We start from the raw sequence: 18,521 nt of genomic DNA, 5'->3' as shown, positions 1-18,521 counted from the left end.
ATGACCACGCTCCGTCTCGCCATCATCGGCGCGGGCCCCGCCGGCATCTACGCCGCCGACAACCTGCTGAAGGCCGAGCGCAAGTTCGACGTGTCGATCGACCTGTTCGACCGCCTGCCTGCCCCGTACGGGCTCGTCCGCTATGGCGTGGCTCCCGACCACCCGCGCATCAAGGGCATCATCACGGCGCTGCGCGACACGCTCGACCGCGGTGACATCCGCATCTTCGGCAACGTCGAGTTCGGCACCGACCTGACCCTCGACGACCTGCGCGCGCACTACAACGCCGTGATCTTCGCGACCGGCTCGCACCGCGACGCCCCGCTCGACATCCCCGGCATCGACGCCGGCGGCTCGTACGGCGCGGCCGACTTCGTCAGCTGGTACGACGGGCACCCCGACGTGCCGCGCGAGTGGCCGCTGGACGCCACCTCGGTCGCCGTCATCGGCAACGGCAACGTGGCGCTCGACGTCGCCCGCATGCTCGCCAAGCACGTCGAAGACCTGCTGCCCACCGAGATCCCGCAGAACGTGCACGACGGGCTGGCGGCGTCGCAGATCACCGACGTGCACGTGTTCGGACGCCGCGGCCCCACACAGGTGAAGTTCACGCCGCTCGAGCTGCGCGAGCTGGGCGAGCTGCGCGACGTCGACATGGTGCTGAACGACGAGGACTTCGACTACGACGAGGCGCAGAAGCAGGCCATCGCGACGAACAAGCAGGTGCTGGTCATCGACCGGATCCTGCAGTCGTGGCGCAAGCGCGCCGCCGAAGAAGGGCATGAGCCCGCCTCCCGGCGCCTGCACCTGCACTTCTTCGCCCGCCCGGTCGAGATGAAGGCGGATGCCGCGGGCCGCGTCACCGCGTTCGTCTACGAGCGCACGCGGCCCGACGGGCAGGGCGGCGTGGTCGGCACCGGCGAGCTGCGCGAGGTCGCGGTGCAGCAGCTGTACCGCGCGATCGGCTACTTCGGCAGCGCGCTGCCGGGCGTTCCGTTCGACAAGCGGCACGGGGTCATCCCGAACCGTGAGGGACGCGTGCTGCACAAGGACTCGAACGAGTACGTGCCCGGCGTCTACGCGACCGGATGGGTCAAGCGGGGACCGGTGGGCCTGATCGGCCACACCAAGTCGGACGCCATGGAGACCGTGCGCAACCTCATCAACGACCAGGCGTTCTGGTGGCACCCCGCACACCCCGAGGAGAGCGCCATCCCGGAGCTGCTCGCCTCTCGCGGCGTCGCCTGGACCGACCTCGAGGGCTGGCATCGCCTCGACGCGCACGAGATCGCGCTGGGCGAGCCGCACGAGCGCGCGCGCATCAAGGTGGTGCCCCGCGACGAGATGCTGCGCATCTCCCGCGGCGAATGACACCGCGCCGGCTCACGCCGTGGCTGCTGGCCACGCTCGGGTTCCTCGCCGCGGTCGGTCCGTTCGCGACCGACATGTACCTCGCGTCGTTCACCGAGATCGCGCGCGACCTGGGCGGCACCGCGGCGAGCGTGCAGCTGACGCTCACGGCGTTCCTGCTCGGCATCGGCGCCGGCCAGCTCGTGCTGGGGCCGGTCTCCGATCGGCGCGGGCGGCGCCCGGTGCTCGTCACCGCGCTCGCCGTGTTCGCCGCGTCGAGCATCGCGCTGGTGTTCTCGCCGTCGCTGCCGGTGTTCATCGCGCTGCGCCTCGTGCAGGGGTTCTCGGGCGCCGCGGGCATCGTCGTCTCGCGGGCGGTCGCGGTCGACCTGAGCACCGGTGACACGGCCGTGCGGGCGCTGAGCCTCATGGCGATGGTGGGGGGACTCGGACCGCTGCTCGCCCCGCCCATCGGCGGTGCGATCGCCGAGCTCGCGAACTGGCAGGTCGTGCTGGGCGTGCTGGCCGCGATCGCGGTCGTCATGCTCGTGCTCGCCGCGTTCGTGGTGCCCGAGTCGCTGCCGCCCGCGCAGCGTCACACGGGAGGTTTCGCCGCCCTCGCGGGGCGGTTCCGCGCGCTGCTGACCGACCGGGCGTTCGTGGGCGGCATGCTCGCGTTCGCGACCGGGTTCGGCGCGATGATGGCCTACATCGCGGCGTCGCCGTTCGTCGGGCAGGTCGTGCTGCGGATGAGCCCGTTCGCCTATGCGCTGGCCTTCGCCGCGGGGGCGATCGCGCTCGTGCTGTCGAACTCGCTCAACGCGCGCATCGCGCCCAAGGTGGGGCCGGGACGGATGCTGGTCATCGGTGTCGTGATGATCGCGGCATCCGCCCTCGCCCTCACCGTGCTGGCGAGCACGGCGACCCTGCAGATCGCGTCGTTCATCGTGTGCGCGTTCGTGCTCACCGGCGGCACCGGGTTCACGATGTCGAACGCGTCGGCGCTCGCCCTCGCGCGTGCCGACGAGGCCCGCGGATCCGGGGCCGCGCTGCTGGGCGCATCGCAGTTCCTGGTCGGAGCGGTGGTCTCGCCGCTCGTCGGGCTGTGGGGCGAGCACACGGCTGTGCCGATGGCCGTCATCGCGCTGGCGTTCGCCGTGCTGGCGCTGGCCGCCGCGGCGTGGACGGTCCGCACGCGCTGACCGCACCCTACGCTGGGGGCATGGACGACTGGCAGCCCGACCTCCTCGGCCCGCCGTTCGAGCAGCTGACGCTGCCCCTGGGCACCGATGAAGAGGGCCCCCTCGTGGCGACGCTGGTGCGCAGCATCCCGCGCCGCACCCTGCGCAGGCTGCCGCTGGCCGGCGTCGACGTGCTGTCGGTGCACGGCTGGTCGGACTACTTCTTCCAGCCGCAGGCGGCCCAGTTCTTCACCGCGCGCGGGGCGCGCTTCCACGCGCTCGACCTGCGCAAGTACGGGCGCAGCCTGCGACCGGGGCAGACTCCCGGTGACATCGGGCGGCTCGACGACTACGACGCCGACATCGAGGCCGCGCTGCAGGCGATGGGACAGGGGCAGGATGCCGCGACCTCGCGCCGTCTGGTGCTGCTGGGCCACTCCACGGGAGGGCTCGTGCTCTCGCTGTGGGCGGCGCGGCATCCCGGGCGGGCGGCGGCGCTCGTGCTGAACAGCCCGTGGCTCGAACTGCAGCTCGGCGCGATCGGGCGGGGCGCGGTCGCGCCGCTGGTCAACGCGCGGGCCCGCATCGACCCGCGCGGCTTGAACCCCGTCGTCGACTTCGGGTTCTACACGCGTGCGCAGCACGAGGTCGGCGCCCTCCCGGTGGCCGGGTATCGGGAGGACTGGCGCCCGGCGCGCGGCTTCCGCGTGCATGCCGGATGGCTGGCCGCCATCCTGGACGGGCACCGGCGCGTGCGTGCGGGCCTGGGCCTCGAGTGCCCCGTGCTGGTGCTGCTGTCGGCGCGGTCGACGCCACCGCTCACCTGGTCCGAGCAGATGACCCGTACAGACTCCGTGCTGGTCGTCGACGACATCGCGAAGGCAGCGACGCGTCTCGGGCGCCTGGTGACCATCGCGCGCATCGACGGGGCGATCCACGACGTCTTCCTGTCGGCGGTCGCGCCGCGCGCCGATGCATACGCGGCGCTGAGCCGCTGGCTTGTGTCCGAGCTTCACGACCGCTGAGCGAGATCTTCGAACATGCGCGGCGCGCTCGACACGGCGGCGCGACGTGATCTACCGTTGAAGCAGGTTGTCGCGGCACGTCGAGTCCCCAGCTCGACGTCGCGCCTGTTCCCCAGACGGGCTCGCCGCTCTCACACAACCAGCGTGGGTGCCGCGAGGCTCGGTTCCCCAATCGGCGACGACTCGCGGTACCCACGTACTCTCTGCCACACAAGCATGCTGATCGACGACGCCTAGCCGATCCGATGACTCCCCAGTCCGTCTCGGCGGCGCGGCGTCCAGTGGATGCTCGCCCCCAGTGCTTCAAGTGATCTCAAGGTATCGGGTCACCGTGATCGTGTCCACCGAATGGGGGACACGGCACGCTGTCTTCAGGGAATCCTGAGGTTGGGGCTCAGCGACAGATGTGTGTCAGCGGTAGTTGACGAACTGCAGATCGACGTCGAGGTCGGCGGCCTTGAGCAGGCGCTGCACCTCCTGCAGGTCGTCGCGGCTCTTCGACTGCACGCGCAGCTCGTCGCCCTGGATCTGGGCCTTCACCGAGCGCGGCCCCTCGTCGCGGATGAGCTTGGTGATCTTCTTCGCGCTCTCCTGCGCGATGCCGTCCTTCAGGCTCGAGGTGATGCGCACCTCTTTGCCGCCCTGGACGGGCTCGCCGATGTCGAGGCTCTTCAGCGAGATGCCGCGCTTGATGAGTTTCGACTCGAAGACGTCGAGCACGGCCTTCGCGCGCTCCTCGGTCGACGCCTTGATCAGGATCTGCTCGCCGCTCCACTCGATCGTGGCGCCGGTGCCCTTGAAGTCGTAGCGCTGTTCGACCTCTTTGCGGGCCTGGTTGAGGGCGTTGTCGGCCTCTTGATGATCGACCTTGGAGACGATGTCGAAGGATGAGTCAGCCATGCCGCGAGTCTATCCGGCCGTCATCGCGCCGCGCCGCGGCATCCTCTTCGCCCTCCATGCAACCGCTTCCATGAAGCGTTCAGACGACGCGGAAATGTCACGAGACGATATCGACGCAATCCCGAGATTGTGCGATCGAGACTTGTGGGTAACAATGTAAGCGCTTGCATCGCAGGCGTTCCGAGCGCGAGGGCTCACGCAGAGTCGCGCGCACAGATTCCAGAGAGGCACACACCGATGAGGGTGAACAAGAAGGGCGCCGTCGCCATCGCGGCGCTGATCGCCGGAAGCATGCTGGGTCTTGCCGGCTGCTCCGGCCAGGCAGCCAGCGAGCCGAAGAAGACCACATCCGGAACCCTGACCGTCTGGGTCGACGCCGACCGGGCGCGCGCGCTGAAGGACGTCGCGGCCGAGTTCCAGAAGGACAAGGGCATCAAGGTCGACCTGGTCGTCAAGGACTACGGAAAGATCCAGCAGGACTTCACCGCACAGGTCCCGACCGGCAAGGGCCCCGACCTCACGATCGGTGGTCACGACTGGACCGGCGGCTTCGTGCAGGACGGCGTCATCGCCCCGATCGAGCTGGGTGACAAGGCATCGCAGTTCGAGAAGGTCGCCGTGCAGGCGGTCACGTACGACGGCAAGACCTACGGTCTGCCCTACGCGATCGAGAACATCGCGATCCTGCGCAACACCAAGCTCGCCGACTCGACGCCCGCGACCTTCGACGAGATGATCGCCGAGGGTGAGAAGGCCGGCACCAAGTACCCGTTCCTGGTCGGTCAGGACGCCCAGGGCTCCGACCCGTACCACCTGTACCCGTTCCAGACCTCGTTCGGCAACTCGGTGTTCGCGCAGAACGCCGACGGCTCGTACGACGCCAGCAAGCTGACCATCGGCGACTCCTCGGGTGAGGCGTTCGCGAAGTGGCTGGGTTCGCAGGGCAACAAGGGCACCAAGGTGATCAACCTGAACCTGTCGCAGGACCTCGCCAAGGAGGCCTTCCTCGCGGGTGAGGCGCCCTACTTCCTCACCGGTCCGTGGAACGTCGCCGACGCCCAGGCCAAGGGCATCGACGTGGCCGTCGACCCGATCCCGTCGGCCGGTGGTGAGACGGCGGCGCCGTTCGCCGGTGTGCAGACGTTCTTCCTGAGCGCCAAGTCGAAGAACGCGCTGGCGGCGACCGACTTCCTCGTGAACTACATCGCCACCGAAGACGTGCAGACCGCGCTGTACAAGGCCGGCGGCCGTCCGCCGGCACTGAGCACGGCCTACCAGGCCGCGCAGTCCGACCCGATCATCGCCGGCTTCGGCAAGGTCGGCGAGAACGCCGTGCCGATGCCGTCGATCCCGCAGATGGGTTCGGTGTGGGACGACTGGGGCAAGACCGAGGCCGCCATCATCAAGGGTTCCGACCCCGTGTCGAGCTGGCAGAAGATGACCTCCAACATCGAGGCCAAGCTCAAGTAGTACCCCTGGGTGGGGCGGCATCGCGAGAGGTGCCGCCCCACCTCGTACCTCGCAGGCGGGAGCCTGCAGACAGGAGTCGACGATGACAGCTCCGATCCTCGAGCATGAGCCCGAGAAGGTGGAGGTGGATGCCGCGACCCGCCGCCGCCGCAAGCGCGCAGCGGCGATCGCCGAGGCCGCGTCCGCCGGGTGGAAGGTCTGGCTCGTCAAGATCGTGCTGCTCGGCGTGATCGACGCGCTGGTGATCTACGCGATGCTCGCGCTGCTCTCGCAGGGCAACTGGCTGGTGCCGGTGATCATCGGAGCGGTCACGCTGCTCGTCAACGTCGTCTACCTCAAGCCCGGCCTGCTACCGGCCAAGTACCTCACGCCGGGCCTCATCTTCCTGGTCGTGTTCCAGATCTTCGTGGTCGTCTACTCCGGCTACATCGCCTTCACCAACTACGGGTCCGGGCACAACTCCACGAAGGACGACGCGGTCTCCGCGCTCCTGCTGCAGTCGCAGACCCGCGTCGACGACTCGCCGACCTACCCGATCCGCGTGCTCGAGCGCGACGGGTCCTTCTATCTGCTGACCACCGACCCCGACACCGGCGCGTTCGAGGTGGGTGGCGACGACAAGCCGCTCGAGGCCGTCGACGGCGCCACCGCCGACGGTGCGCCCGGCTTCACGACGCTCGACTTCGGCGCGATCGTGCAGAACCAGGACGCCATCGGCGCCCTCTCCGTGCCGCTGACCGATGATCCGAACGACGGATTCCTGAAGACCACCGACGGCTCGAACGCGTACCTGTTCACGTCGACCCTGCACTGGGATCCCGACGCCGACACGATGACCGACACCAAGACCGGCGTCGTCTATCACGATGACGGGCGCGGCGCCTTCACCGCCGACGACGGCACGCAGCTGCTGCCCGGGTGGCAGGTGTGGGTCGGCTTCGACAACTTCGTGCGCGCGTTCACCGACTCGTCGATCCGGGGGCCGTTCTTCTCCGTGCTCATCTGGACGTTCGTGTTCGCCATCCTGTCCGTGGCGACCACCTTCGTTCTCGGGCTGTTCCTGGCCATCGTGTTCAACGACCCGCGGATGAAGAGCAAGAAGTTCTACCGGGTGATCATGATCCTGCCCTACGCCTTCCCCGGCTTCCTGTCGGCGCTGGTCTGGGCGGGCATGTACAACCAGGACTTCGGGTTCATCAACCAGGTGCTCTTCGGCGGGGCGTCGATACCGTGGCTGCAGGATCCGTGGCTGGCCAAGTTCGCGATCGTGCTGACGAACCTGTGGCTCGGCTACCCGTACATGTTCCTCGTCTGCACCGGCGCCATCCAGTCGATCCCCGAAGACATCCAGGAAGCCGGCCGTGTCGACGGCGCGAGCGTGTGGCAGATCTTCCGGCACATCAAGTTCCCGCTGCTGCTGGTGTCGGTCGCGCCGCTGCTGATCTCGTCGTTCGCGTTCAACTTCAACAACTTCAACCTGATCTACATGCTCACCGGCGGCGGCCCGCGCATGGCCGATGCGAGCATCAACGTCGGACAGACCGACATCCTGATCTCGATGGTCTACAAGGTCGCCTTCGTGGGCGCCGATCGCGACTACGGCCTGGCGAGTGCGTTCTCGATCATCATCTTCGTGCTGGTCGCCCTCATCTCGTACCTGAGCTTCCGCCAGACCAAGACGCTCGAGGAGCTGAACTGACATGGCCACCGACACCTCGACGCTGACCGCGGCCGCACCCGCGGCATCCCGCTCCGGCAAGCCCGCCCCCGAGCCCCGGCGTCCCTTCCCGCGCTGGTTCCGCGAGACCGGCTGGCGCCACATCATCGGCATCGTCATGCTCGTGTTCGCGGCGTTCCCGCTCGTGTACGTGCTGTCGGCGTCGCTGAACCCCGGTGGGACGCTGCTGACGGCGAACGGCCTGTTCAGCACCATCGACATCGGCAGCTACATCGCGCTGTTCCAGGACCCGACGCGCCCCTACGGCGCCTGGTTCCTCAACACGATCGTCATCGGGCTGTGCACCGCGGTCGGTACCGTGATCCTCTGTGCGCTGGCGGCATATGCGTTCTCGCGCATGCGCTTCACCGGGCGTCGCTTCGGCCTGCTGACCCTGTTGCTGGTGCAGATGTTCCCGCAGCTCCTCGCGTTCGTCGCGATCTTCCTGCTCATGTCGGCGATCGGCGACATCTTCCCGGTGCTGGGGCTGAACTCGCAGATCGGCCTGATCATGGTGTACCTGGGCGGCGCGCTCGGCGTGAACACCTTCCTCATGTACGGGTTCTTCAACACCGTGCCCGCCTCCATCGACGAGGCCGCGAAGATCGACGGCGCCGGTCACGCGCGCATCTTCTTCACGATCATCCTGCGCCTGGTCGCGCCGATCCTCGCGGTGATCGGGCTCCTGAGCTTCATCGGCACCACGAGCGATTTCGTCATCGCGTCGGTGATCCTCGTCGATCCCGAGAAGCAGACGCTGGCCGTGGGCCTGTACCAGTTCGTCTCGCAGGAGACCGCGCGAAACTGGAGCGTGTTCGCCGCGGGCGCGGTGCTGGCGGCGATCCTGCCGATGGCGCTGTTCCTCTCGCTGCAGAAGTACATCGTCGGGGGTCTCACCGCCGGCAGCGTCAAATAAGCGTCGTCCTCGAGGAGTCCCATGCTCACGCCGCACCACGACGGCTCGCCCCTGCACGTCTCGACTCAGGACGCCGCGCTCGGCGACGAGGTGATCGTGCGCCTGCGCGTGCCCCGGGGCACCCGGGCCGTCGCCCGAGCGTTCGTGAGGTCGAATCCCGACCATGAGCCGGTGTGGGTCGAGGCGTCCCGCGACGGCGAAGCCCACGGATGGGAGTGGTGGTCGGCGCGCATCACGGTCGCCAACCCGCGGCACGGCTACCGCTGGGCGCTCGTGCACGACGACGGTACGTCGTCATCGCTGAGCCAGGGCGGACACACCGCGCTCGAGGCGCTCGACGGGGTCGACTTCGCGCTCGTCGCCGGCAACACACCGCCGGAGTGGCTGGCCGACACCGTGCTGTACCAGGTGTTCCCGGACCGGTTCGCGCGCTCGGCGGCGGCCGATGACCGTGAGCTGCCCGACTGGGCGATCCCGGCCGAGTGGGGCGACCCGGTCGACCCCGAGCAGCCGGGTCGCGGGCATCAGGTGTACGGCGGCGATCTCGACGGCATCGTCGAGCATCTCGACCACATCCAGGGCCTGGGCGCGACGCTCGTCTATCACACGCCGATCTTCCCGGGCCGGTCGAACCATCGCTACGACGCGTCGCGGTTCGACGCGGTCGACCCGCTGCTGGGCGGCGACGAGGCGTATCTGCGTCTGATCGAGGCGGTGCACGCGCGCGGCCTGCGCATCATGGGCGACCTCACGAGCAACCACTCCGGCGATGCGCACGAGTGGTTCGTCGCCGCGCATGGTCATCCGGGTGCCCCCGAGAGCGCCTTCTACTACTTCCGCAACGCCGAGCAGACTGAGTACGAGTCGTGGCTGGGCGTGCCGAGCCTGCCCAAGTTCAACTGGAACTCGCCCGAGCTGCGCCGCCGGTTCATCGAGGGCGGCGACTCGATCGTGGCGAAGTGGCTGGATGCCCCGTATCGCACCGACGGCTGGCGCATCGATGTGGCCAACATGACCGGGCGGCTGGGCGCCGAAGACCTCAACAGCGAGGTGCGTGGCATCCTGCGCCGCACCATGGTCGAGGTGAACCCCGACACGCTGCTGCTCGGCGAGTCGACGAACGACGCCGCCAGCGACCTGCAGGGCGATGCCTGGCACGGGGCCATGACCTACCCGGCGTTCACGCGCGGTGTATGGGCGTGGCTGGCGGGACCGAACGAGGACGCGTGGTTCTTCGGCATCCCGACCGGGCTGCCCGTCTACACGGCGCGGCAGTTCGTCGATCAGCTGCAGCGGTTCACGTCGCAGATCCCGTGGCGCGTGCGGCTGGGATGCATGCAGCCGCTCGACACGCACGACACGGCACGGTTCGCGACGTACGCGGCCGAGGACACGGTGCCGCTGGCCGTCGGGCTGTCGATGACGCTGCCGGGGCTGCCCGTCGTGTTCGCGGGCGATGAGTTCGGACTGGTCGGCGTCGACGGCGAGCAGAGTCGCACACCGATCCCGTGGGACCGCGTCGACGAGCCCGAGATCGCCGAGCGAATCGGGCTGTACCGCGACCTCATCGGCCTGCGACGCCGGTACACCGCGCTGCAGACCGGCGGGCTGCGCTGGCTGCACGTCGACGACGACACGATCGTGTTCGTGCGCGAGGGCGCCGACGACGCCGTGCTCGTGCTCGCCTCGCGCGGGCGGGTCGACGTGGCGCTTCCGGCACCGCTGGTGATCGGCGGCATCGGCGCCGAGAAGGTGTTCGGCGAGGCGACGCTCGGGGTGGCCGAAGACGGCTCGGCGGTGCTGACCGCCGAAGGGCCGGTGTTCGCCGCCTGGCTGCTGCCCGGCGTGGTCGCGCCGCCGGCGACGGCCTAAGCCTTTCTAGACTGACGGGATGGATCAGGATGCCGCACCCGTCGTCGTGATCGGCGACGCCCTCATCGACGAGCTGCGCGACGGACGCTCGGTCACCGAGCTCGTCGGCGGCGCCGCGCTGAACGTCGCCGTCGGGCTCGTGCGGCTGGGCGTGCCCGCGACGCTGATCGCGATGGTGGGCGATGACGAGGCCGGCGAGCACATCCGCGCGTACCTGCACGACTACGGCGTGGGGCTGCTGGCCACGCCCGGCCCGCGCGGATCGTCGCGGGCCGTGTCGACGCGCACCGCCGGCGAGCCCGTGTACGAGTTCAACGACGCCGCACAGCACCGCCGGGTGTCGTTCGGTGCCGCCGAGCGGGAGGCGATCGTCGCGGCGCCGTTCACGGTCGTCAGCTGCTTCCCGTTCGACGACGCCGAGCAGACCGCGGCGCTCGCCGAGGCGGTGGGGGAGCGGCCGCTGGCCATCGACCCCAACCCGCGATCGGGCATGCTCCACGACCGGGCGGAGTTCGTGCGCGGCTTCGCGTCGCTCGTGCCGCGCTGCGCGCTCGTGAAGGTGGGCGACGACGACGCGCGGCTGCTGTACGCGAGCGATCTTGACGTCGTGCGGCGTCAGCTCGTCGAGGCCGGCGCCGATGCCGTGGTGGCCACGGCCGGCGCCGAGGGCGCCTCGCTCGAGGCGGCGGGCGTCGAGGTGACGGCGCCGGTGGTGTCGCTGCCGGGACCGGTCGTCGACACGATGGGGGCGGGGGATGCCGTGCTTTCCTCGCTCGTCGCGTCGATGATCCGGGATGCCCCGGCCGACGCCGTCGCATGGGAGGAAGCGCTCGTGCAGGCCATGCGTGTGGCTGCGGCCACCGTGCGTTTTCAGGGGGCGCTGCTGCGGCATCCCGACGCCGTCGCCATGGATCTGGACCGCCTCGGCACGTGACGATCCGCCCGGTTCGCAGCATCCCTCCGGACCGGGTAATATTGTTTCTCGCGCCTCTGGTCGACTGGAAAAGCCGGGCGGGTGCGCACTTGGCAGGTTACCCAAGCGGCCAAAGGGATCTGACTGTAAATCAGCCGTCTTCGACTTCGGGGGTTCGAATCCCTCACCTGCCACCACATGTCCAAGGGCTCCGCATCAGCGGGGCCCTTGAACTCTTTCGGGCCGGACCCGGGCCTCAAACGGTCTGTCCGCCGTCGCTCGTCAGCGTGCGCACCGTTGCGGGGCGGAAGCCGTGGTCGATGCCCCAGAGCACCGCATTCGCGCGGTTGGTGACGCCGATGCGCCGATAACAGGTGCGGATGTGCGTCTTGACCGAGTTGACGGACAGATACATGCGCTCGGCGACCTCGTCGTTGGACAGGCCCTGGGTGATGAGCGCGAGGACCTCGCTCTCGCGCAGCGTCAGTCCCTCCTCGCGGCCCGGCCAGTCGTTCCCGATCGGTGAGGTGAGACGGTGCGAGTGCGTGGCCTCCGGCTGCCGTCCGGCATGAACCGCGATCAGCGCCTCAACGAGCTTCGCTGCGGGCAGCTCCTTGGAGAGATACGCACTCGCACCGTTGTCGAGCGAAGCCTCGATCAGTTCGTGGTCGAGGTTCCAGGTGTACACGGCCACGAGTCTCACGTGGCCGTCGCGAACCAGGCGACGGATGTCGGCCTGGTTGCCGGGCAGGGCGGCGAAGGTGTCGTAGAGGGCGATGTCGACGCGCTCCACCGGGCGCGCGTTGACGTCCAGCTCGACCACGCGCACGAGATCGCTGTAGGAGCGGAGCATCGCGGCCACACCCTCGACGACGACTTGGTAGTCGTTGACGACGGCGACCCGGATCTGTTCGGTGCCCGTCACTGCGCGAGCCGCTCGCGACGCCGTCGCAGCTCCGCCGTGAGCATGCGTTCGCGCGACCTCAATCGCAGGCAGTCCTCGCGCTCGCGATCCTGCTCGACTCTCTCGAGTTCGACCAGCAGCTCGCGGATCGTCGCCGTCTCCAGACCGAACGGGGACTGCCGGTGCTCATCCATGAGGGCCTGCCTCTCGTCACGAGACTCCGGCGGGCCCACAAGGCGGACAGCAGGACGGGCCCGCCGGACGGCATCCGCACCAGGCGGACACCTGTTCATCTCTGGCGATCAGCATGACACCTCGCGGACTCGCCGGGGTCGGAAGACCGGGTTTTCACCCCGAAGGGTGAGTGTCACCCACTCCCGGTCACCCCGCGAAGTACTCCGCACGGTCGAGGTCTTCGAGTAGGCCCGGGCCCTGCGGCATCCACCCCAGCACGTCACGCGTGATGGTGCTGGAGGCCGGTCCGTCGCCGGTCGCGTAGCCGGTGTAGAGGCCGAAATGCCGACGCGCCTCGCGCGCCGAGAGGCTGACCGTGGGCACGCCGAGGCGATGTCCGATGACCTCGGCGATGTCGCGTGCGGGCACGCCCTCTTCGGCGACCGCGTGATAGCGGGAGCCGGCGACGGCCCGCTCCGCGGCGAGCCGGAAGACTCGTGCCGCGTCGACGTTGTGCACGGCGGGCAGCCGGTTGGCGCCGTCGCCGAGGTAGGCCGAGCGGCCGTTCTTGCGCGCCAGCGCGATGAACCGCGGCATGGTGAAGTGGTCGCCGTCGCCGTGCACGACCGGCAGGCGCACGATCGACGCGTTCACGCCGTCGCCCGCGAGCCGCATGATCGTGCGCTCGACGTTGCGCCCGGCGGGGCCCGCCTTCGGCGACGCCGCGTCCGTCTCGACGAAGAGCGGCCCCGTCGCGATCACCGGCGCGAAGCCGCCCGCGGCGATCAGCGGCCGGTCGGTGCCGGCGAAGACCGCGCCGACGGCACGCAGCGCGCGCCGTTCGACACGGCTGCGCAGCGGAAACAGCAGCGCCTTCCCGTTGTCGAAGGCGGTGTGTATGACCGCATCGGCGCGGGCCGCGGCATCCCGGATCGTCTCCGTGTCGGCAAGATCGCCCGCGACCGGCTCGGCACCGGCCGCGTGCAGCCTGTCGGCCGACGACGCGGACCGCGCGAGGGCGGTGACGGTGTGGCCGGCGGCGAGCAGATCGCGCACGACGGCGGCACCGATGAACCCGGTCCCACCGGTGACGAAGACGCGCATGGACGTTCCCCACTCCTTTGATGATCGAATTGAACGAGCTTAGTCGTGCCGGTTCTCCACCGATCCGCGGCATCCCCTCTCATCTTGTCGGCCGCCCGTGTCAGGATGGGACCACGGATGTGCCCCGTCGACGAGAGGACTCTCATGACCATGCCGCAGGTGACACCTCCTGAAGCGGAGACGGCGAACGCGAAGCTGCTGCGCGTCGCGATCTGGGTGGCGATCGGCGCGCTCATCGCGGCCGCCGTCGTATGCGTGATCATGGTGCTGCTCGGGTCGGCCAACGGAATCGTGTGGCGCGCCTTCCTGACGATCCTGCTCATGGTGGCGTTCTCGGGCGTCGCGCTGCTCGACACCCATCTCGCTCCGCGCCGGCCGGTCTGGTTCGCGCTGACGAGCATGGTCGTGTGGGTCGTGACGCTGCTGATCGGCGCGGTCATGATCTGGCTGCCGTTCCGTGAGTTCGGCGGCTACGAGTTCGGCGGGGGAGCGGGCCGGTTCCTCTCCTTCCTGCTCATCGTGCTGATCCTGCAGCTGGGCGTGCTGCACGTGCGCCTGTATGTGAAGGCGTGGGATCGCCACCGCACCACGTTCACGAGCATCGTCGCGTGGGTGACGATCGTGCTGGTCGCCCTGCTGGCACTCGCCCTCGTCTTCCCGCTCATGCTGAGCGAGTGGGTGCATTTCTACGACATCTACTGGCGCCTGACCGTGGCGATCGCGATCCTGGCCGCGGTGGGCACCGCGCTCGTGCCGCTCGTCAATGCTCTGTTCGCGCCGCATCGGGCCGCTGCGCGCCCTGCCGGGGTTCCGCAGGGCTGGCCCACCTACGCCGACGGTGTCACCCCGCTGCCCGTTCTGCCCGACGGGCAGCCCGACTGGAACGCGTATTACACCGGCTACCCGACGCAGGTCTATCCGGCGGTGGATGCTGCGCCCGCCGCACCCGCGCCGGCGCCGGTGCCCGCGCAGGCGTGGCCTGCACCCGAGCCGGCGCCCGCCGTCGCACCCGAGCCGCAGGCCCGGCCGTACGTCGACCCGTATGCGACGCCGGCCGAGCCGGACTGGCCCGCGCCCGCCGCGCAGCCCCCGGCCGCGCAGCCCCCCGCCGCACCGGGATACGGCGACTACCCGCCGCCGCCTCCGTTGCCCGGCCAGCGATGATCGCCGGCGCGATCAGACGTACCGTGGAGGCATGACCGCCTCGCCGACCCCCGCCGACCTCGAGAAGCTCGCCATCGACATCGCCCGCGAGGCGGGCGCACTGGCGCGGCGTCGCCGCGAGGAGGGCGTGCACATCGCCGCCACGAAGTCGGCGCTCGCCGACATCGTCACGGAGGCGGATCGCGAGGTCGAGGCGCTCATCCGCGGGCGTCTCGCGCACGAGCGGCCCGACGACGGGTTCTTCGGCGAGGAGTCCGGAGCCGAACCGGGCACCTCGCGCGTCACCTGGGTCGTCGATCCGATCGACGGAACCGTGAACTACGCCTACGGCATCCCCTCGTACGCCGTCAGCGTCGCGGCGGTCGAGGGCGAACCCGATCCGACGCGCTGGCGCGCACTCGCGGGTGCCGTGTACGCGCCGGCGCTCGGCGAGCTGTTCCATGCCTCGCTCGGAGGGGGAGCCTGGCTGCGCGCCGGCGACGCCGAGCCGCGCAGGCTCGCCGTGGCGGCGCACGCCCCCGATGCCGGCGCGCTGCTGGCGACGGGTTTCGGCTACGACCCCGCCACGCACGCCGGCGACCTCGCCCGTGTCGAGCGCGTCATGCCGCTCGCGCGCGACATCCGGCGCATCGGCTCGGCGGCGCTCGACCTCAGCTATGTCGCGGCGGGCCGGCTCGACGGCTATTTCGAACGGGGCCTGAACCCCTGGGATCACGCCGCCGGCGCCCTCATTGTCGAAGAGGCAGGAGGGCGCGTGGGAGGTCTCCCGGGCGGCCGACCGGGCACGGCGCTCACGATCGCCGCCGGCGCCGAGCTGTTCGGCAGGCTCGACGAAGCCATCGACGGCCGCTGACGATATATCAGGGCGCGTGCATGGCATTTTCAGTTTCGTCGGGGTAGTGTTTACCCATTCGTTATCTTCGCGTCCCCCGAACGGCGGAGATGATTACAGTTCGACGCCCGTCTGTTGCCCCCAGCGACCTGACCCGAGAGATCGCCTCCCCCTTGTCTTCTGACGCCCCTATGGCTGAGCCCGCGCGCACGCGACGCTCCGCCCGTACCGCCACGACGCCTGAGCAGACGTCGGCGGATGCGCAGATCAGCAGAGCTGAACTGCGCCGTCGGTCGACCGGACCGGTGGAGCGTCCCGCGATCATCTGGGGACAGGCGAAGGATGCTGCGGCTCCGGTCGCTGCACCTGCTCCCGCCACTGCGCCGGCTGCTTCCGTTGAGCCCGAACCCGAGCCCATGCCTGTGGTGGAGGCGCCCGCATCGACGTCGACGCCGCTCACCCGACGCGCGCGCCGTCTGGCCACCGGACAGACTCCCATCATCCCGGCTGCTCCGGTCGACAAGACATCGGCTCCGCTCGAGCCCGTGTCGACGGCGTCGATCTCTCTGCCGTCGACGGCATCCTTCTCTCTCTCGACGCCGAAGCCGGCGACGGCGCCCACGCCCCAGCCTGAGCCCACGCCCGAGCCTCAGCCGGTCCCCGAGCCCGCGGCATCCGCTCCCGCTCCCGAGCCGGAGCCCGCGGCATCCACTTCTCACTCCACCGTCGACGAGTTCGAGGCCGCCGCCCGGCTGTTCTCCTTCACGGGTGAGACGCCTGTGCAGCGCGACGAGCAGGAACTCACCGCCGAGCGCGTCGTCGAGGACGAGCCCGCGCAGCCGGCGCCCGCAGCGAAGAAGAAGCACAAGGCTCCGCGCAAGCGGGCCACGACGCGTGTCTCTCTCAAGCGGATGGCGACGACCTCGGCGACGCTCGGCGCGATCGTCGCGGTGGGCCTGCTCGCCGTCGGCACCACGACTCCCGCGGAGGCGGTCGCGGCCGTCGACCAGCAGCTCACCGGCGTCGCCGCCAACCAGCAGGCCGGGGACGTCATGGCTTCCGGCGACGACGAGATCCAGGCGTACGTCGCTCCCGGCGACAGCCAGCCGGTTGCGGACCAGCTCGACCGGAGCAACAGCTACGGCACGGCGACGCTCGTCGAGATGGCGGGGACGACCGGCATCTCGAACGCGTCCAGCGCGGTGTTCACCAATAACCCGCTGTGCGCCGTGCAGTGGCCGTTCGCGGTGGGCGTGTCGATCTCGTACGGGTTCGGTCAGCGTCCGGGCGAGTTCCACGAGGGCGTCGACTTCACGCCCGGCAACGGAGCACACGTGCAGGCGATCGCCGACGGCACCGTCCGCGTGGCTCAGGAGGGCTACCAGGGCTACGGCGTCGCGGTCATCATCGACCATGTCATCGACGGACAGCACGTCGCCAGCCTCTACGGCCACATGCAGTACGGGTCGCTCCAGGTGCACGCCGGTGAGAAGGTAAAGGTCGGCCAGTACATCGGCCGCACCGGAAACACCGGCTACTCGTTCGGCGCGCACACGCACGTCGAGATCCGTCAGAACGGCGTGACGCCGATCGACCCGCTGCCGTGGCTGCGGGCGCACAACAAGTGCTGACGGTATCGCGTCATCAAGGCGCCGCTCGGTTCGGTATTCGCGCGCGGCTCTGATATTCTTTTCTGGTTGCCCACAGTGTGGGAAACGCCCCGATAGCTCAGTGGCAGAGCACTTCCATGGTAAGGAAGGGGTCGTCAGTTCAATCCTGACTCGGGGCTCGCATGCATCACGATCTCGGTCGCGGTGCCTCGCGGCAGGGTAGCTCAGTTGGTGAGAGCGCACGACTCATAATCGTGAGGTCGCGGGTTCAAGCCCCGCTCCTGCTACAGAAGAAAAGCGCCTCCTCTCGAGGGGGCGCTTTTCGTGTGCCGTGCGGCTTACTCCGTCGCGCTGAGGGCGATGGTGCCGATGCCGAGCGCGGCGAGGATGCTCGCCGACACCCGCTCGAACGTCTTCGCGACGCGCGGCCGCTTCAGCCACGCGACCGCGCGGGCCGCGACCAGGGCGACGACCGCGAGGTAGACGCCGCCCACGACGGCATCCACCGCTCCCAGCAGCATCGTGTTGCCGAGCGCGCCGGCCCCGCGGGGGATGAACTGCGGCGCGATCGCCAGGAAGAAGAGCCCGACCTTCGGGTTGAGCATGGTCGACAGCATCCCCGCCACGAAGCCGGACGGCAGGCTCGTGCGCCGTGCCCCGGTCTCGAACGACGACCCGTGGCGGCGGCTCGCGATCAGCGCGGTGACGCCGAGATAGATGAGGTACAGGCCGCCGACGATCTTGAGGATGCGGTACGCCTCGGCCGATTGCTGCAGCAGTGCGGCCAGCCCGAGCGCGACGGCGAGGGCCCAGACCATCGAGCCGAGTGCGGACCCGGCGGATGCCGCGAGCCCCGCACCCTGGCGGGCGAGGCTGAAGCGCAGCACGAGGAAGGTGTCGGGTCCGGGCGTCAGTGCGAGCACGACGCACAGGCCCGCGAACGCCAGGATCGCAGTCGGTGTCATGAACATAGCGTAGAGGTGTCGGGGGCTCGCAGTAATCTCCATGTCAGAGCAGATTTCGCGGCGTGACGTGCGGAGTGATCGAGTGGATGCCGCAACCTCGGCAGGCTCGTATTCATTCCCTATTCAAGATGAGAGAAGTCTCTCGTAAGAATCGTAGATATATGCTAATCTTGATGTATGGACGAAGAGGCGGTGTTCCCGGGGGAGCCGGTCGAGCGTGTCGATGACCTCTTTGTGCTGCGCACGATGTTCGCGTCGGCGGAGGCTGACCAGTATGAGGCGAATCGGGCGGCGGCGCGGCGTGCGGAGCAGCTGGCCGACATCCTCGAGTTCGCCGCGTCCAACCCTGACCTGTATGTGGAGCGGCCGATGAAGGCCGGCGCAGCGGGGTCTCCCGAAGAGTGGGCGCAGCGGTGCGCGGCGA

17 protein-coding genes and 3 tRNA genes are annotated in these 18,521 nt (G+C 69.4%); 15 read left to right on the top strand and 5 right to left on the bottom strand.

Features of this window, described 5'->3' with window-relative positions:
- Genes ABMQ42_RS15895 through ABMQ42_RS15885 form a run of 3 tightly spaced genes read left to right on the top strand, consistent with a single transcriptional unit; the run spans position 1 to position 3,556 of the window.
- The gene (locus ABMQ42_RS15895; RefSeq protein WP_349723980.1) at positions 1–1,371 is read left to right on the top strand and encodes an FAD-dependent oxidoreductase; all 1,371 of its coding nucleotides are present in this window, start codon (positions 1–3) and stop codon (positions 1,369–1,371) included.
- Positions 1,368–2,552, top strand: a complete 1,185-nt coding sequence (locus ABMQ42_RS15890) for a multidrug effflux MFS transporter (protein ID WP_349723979.1) — start codon at positions 1,368–1,370, stop codon at positions 2,550–2,552. The genes ABMQ42_RS15895 and ABMQ42_RS15890 overlap by 4 nt, the downstream gene beginning before the upstream one ends.
- Before the next feature lie 20 nt (positions 2,553–2,572).
- Complete coding sequence (locus tag ABMQ42_RS15885; protein ID WP_349723978.1) at positions 2,573–3,556, top strand: alpha/beta hydrolase; 984 nt, start codon at positions 2,573–2,575, stop codon at positions 3,554–3,556.
- Positions 3,557–3,967: 411 nt separating this feature from the next.
- Here ABMQ42_RS15885 and ABMQ42_RS15880 read toward each other — a convergent pair whose 3' ends face one another.
- Positions 3,968–4,456 (bottom strand): YajQ family cyclic di-GMP-binding protein, encoded by a 489-nt coding sequence (locus ABMQ42_RS15880; RefSeq protein ID WP_349723977.1) that lies wholly within the window; start codon positions 4,454–4,456, stop codon positions 3,968–3,970.
- A 237-nt stretch (positions 4,457–4,693) separates the two neighbouring features.
- Here ABMQ42_RS15880 and ABMQ42_RS15875 point away from each other — a divergent pair, with 237 nt between their 5' ends.
- The 6 genes from ABMQ42_RS15875 (at position 4,694) to ABMQ42_RS15850 (ending at position 11,541) form a co-directional block, all read left to right on the top strand.
- Entirely contained in the window at positions 4,694–5,926 is a 1,233-nt protein-coding gene (locus tag ABMQ42_RS15875; RefSeq protein ID WP_349723976.1) for a sugar ABC transporter substrate-binding protein, read from the top strand.
- Positions 5,927–6,008: 82 nt separating this feature from the next.
- Positions 6,009–7,625, top strand: coding sequence for an ABC transporter permease subunit (locus ABMQ42_RS15870; RefSeq protein ID WP_349723975.1), 1,617 nt, complete (start codon positions 6,009–6,011; stop codon positions 7,623–7,625).
- Between the two features lies 1 nt (position 7,626).
- Positions 7,627–8,559, top strand: a complete 933-nt coding sequence (locus ABMQ42_RS15865) for a sugar ABC transporter permease (RefSeq protein ID WP_349723974.1) — start codon at positions 7,627–7,629, stop codon at positions 8,557–8,559.
- 21 nt (positions 8,560–8,580) lie between these two features.
- Complete coding sequence (locus ABMQ42_RS15860) at positions 8,581–10,431, top strand: glycoside hydrolase family 13 protein (protein WP_349723973.1); 1,851 nt, start codon at positions 8,581–8,583, stop codon at positions 10,429–10,431.
- Between the two features lie 19 nt (positions 10,432–10,450).
- Positions 10,451–11,365 (top strand): PfkB family carbohydrate kinase, encoded by a 915-nt coding sequence (locus tag ABMQ42_RS15855; RefSeq protein WP_349723972.1) that lies wholly within the window; start codon positions 10,451–10,453, stop codon positions 11,363–11,365.
- A gap of 91 nt (positions 11,366–11,456) precedes the next feature.
- Positions 11,457–11,541 (top strand) — tRNA-Tyr (locus ABMQ42_RS15850).
- Positions 11,542–11,600: 59 nt separating this feature from the next.
- On the opposite strand, the gene ABMQ42_RS15845 is transcribed toward ABMQ42_RS15850, so the two are convergent.
- From ABMQ42_RS15845 to ABMQ42_RS15835, 3 genes are all read right to left on the bottom strand, one after another.
- A complete protein-coding gene (locus ABMQ42_RS15845; protein WP_349723971.1) occupies positions 11,601–12,269 on the bottom strand; it encodes a helix-turn-helix transcriptional regulator in 669 nt (222 codons plus the stop codon).
- On the bottom strand, positions 12,266–12,442 hold the full coding sequence (locus ABMQ42_RS15840) for a hypothetical protein (RefSeq protein ID WP_349723970.1): 177 nt from the start codon (positions 12,440–12,442) through the stop codon (positions 12,266–12,268). The genes ABMQ42_RS15845 and ABMQ42_RS15840 overlap by 4 nt, the downstream gene beginning before the upstream one ends.
- Before the next feature lie 187 nt (positions 12,443–12,629).
- Positions 12,630–13,526: an SDR family oxidoreductase gene (locus ABMQ42_RS15835; RefSeq protein ID WP_349723969.1), complete on the bottom strand. Its 897-nt coding sequence runs from the start codon at positions 13,524–13,526 to the stop codon at positions 12,630–12,632.
- Positions 13,527–13,676: 150 nt separating this feature from the next.
- Here ABMQ42_RS15835 and ABMQ42_RS15830 point away from each other — a divergent pair, with 150 nt between their 5' ends.
- The 5 genes from ABMQ42_RS15830 to ABMQ42_RS15810 all read left to right on the top strand — a co-directional run bounded on the left by ABMQ42_RS15830 (position 13,677) and on the right by ABMQ42_RS15810 (position 17,419).
- Entirely contained in the window at positions 13,677–14,690 is a 1,014-nt protein-coding gene (locus ABMQ42_RS15830; protein WP_502884741.1) for a hypothetical protein, read from the top strand.
- A gap of 31 nt (positions 14,691–14,721) precedes the next feature.
- A complete protein-coding gene (locus tag ABMQ42_RS15825) occupies positions 14,722–15,543 on the top strand; it encodes an inositol monophosphatase family protein (RefSeq protein ID WP_349723967.1) in 822 nt (273 codons plus the stop codon).
- A 170-nt stretch (positions 15,544–15,713) separates the two neighbouring features.
- Positions 15,714–17,153 carry a M23 family metallopeptidase gene (locus ABMQ42_RS15820; protein WP_349723966.1) on the top strand — a complete coding sequence of 480 codons (1,440 nt, stop codon included), beginning with the start codon at positions 15,714–15,716 and terminating at the stop codon, positions 17,151–17,153.
- Positions 17,154–17,239: 86 nt separating this feature from the next.
- Positions 17,240–17,311, top strand: a tRNA-Thr gene (locus tag ABMQ42_RS15815).
- Positions 17,312–17,345: 34 nt separating this feature from the next.
- A tRNA-Met gene (locus tag ABMQ42_RS15810) sits at positions 17,346–17,419 on the top strand.
- A gap of 51 nt (positions 17,420–17,470) precedes the next feature.
- On the opposite strand, the gene ABMQ42_RS15805 is transcribed toward ABMQ42_RS15810, so the two are convergent.
- Complete coding sequence (locus ABMQ42_RS15805) at positions 17,471–18,097, bottom strand: LysE family translocator (RefSeq protein ID WP_349723965.1); 627 nt, start codon at positions 18,095–18,097, stop codon at positions 17,471–17,473.
- 177 nt (positions 18,098–18,274) lie between these two features.
- Here ABMQ42_RS15805 and ABMQ42_RS15800 point away from each other — a divergent pair.
- Positions 18,275–18,521 (top strand): hypothetical protein (locus tag ABMQ42_RS15800; RefSeq protein WP_349723964.1); only part of this gene is annotated, 247 nt, incomplete at its 3' end.

The sequence above is a fragment of the Microbacterium sp. KR10-403 genome, assembly GCF_040196215.1.
In the GTDB taxonomy this organism is placed as follows: Bacteria; Actinomycetota; Actinomycetes; order Actinomycetales; family Microbacteriaceae; genus Microbacterium.
Note: the sequence above shows the minus strand (reverse complement) of the source record. Positions and strands in the feature narration are given on the sequence as shown.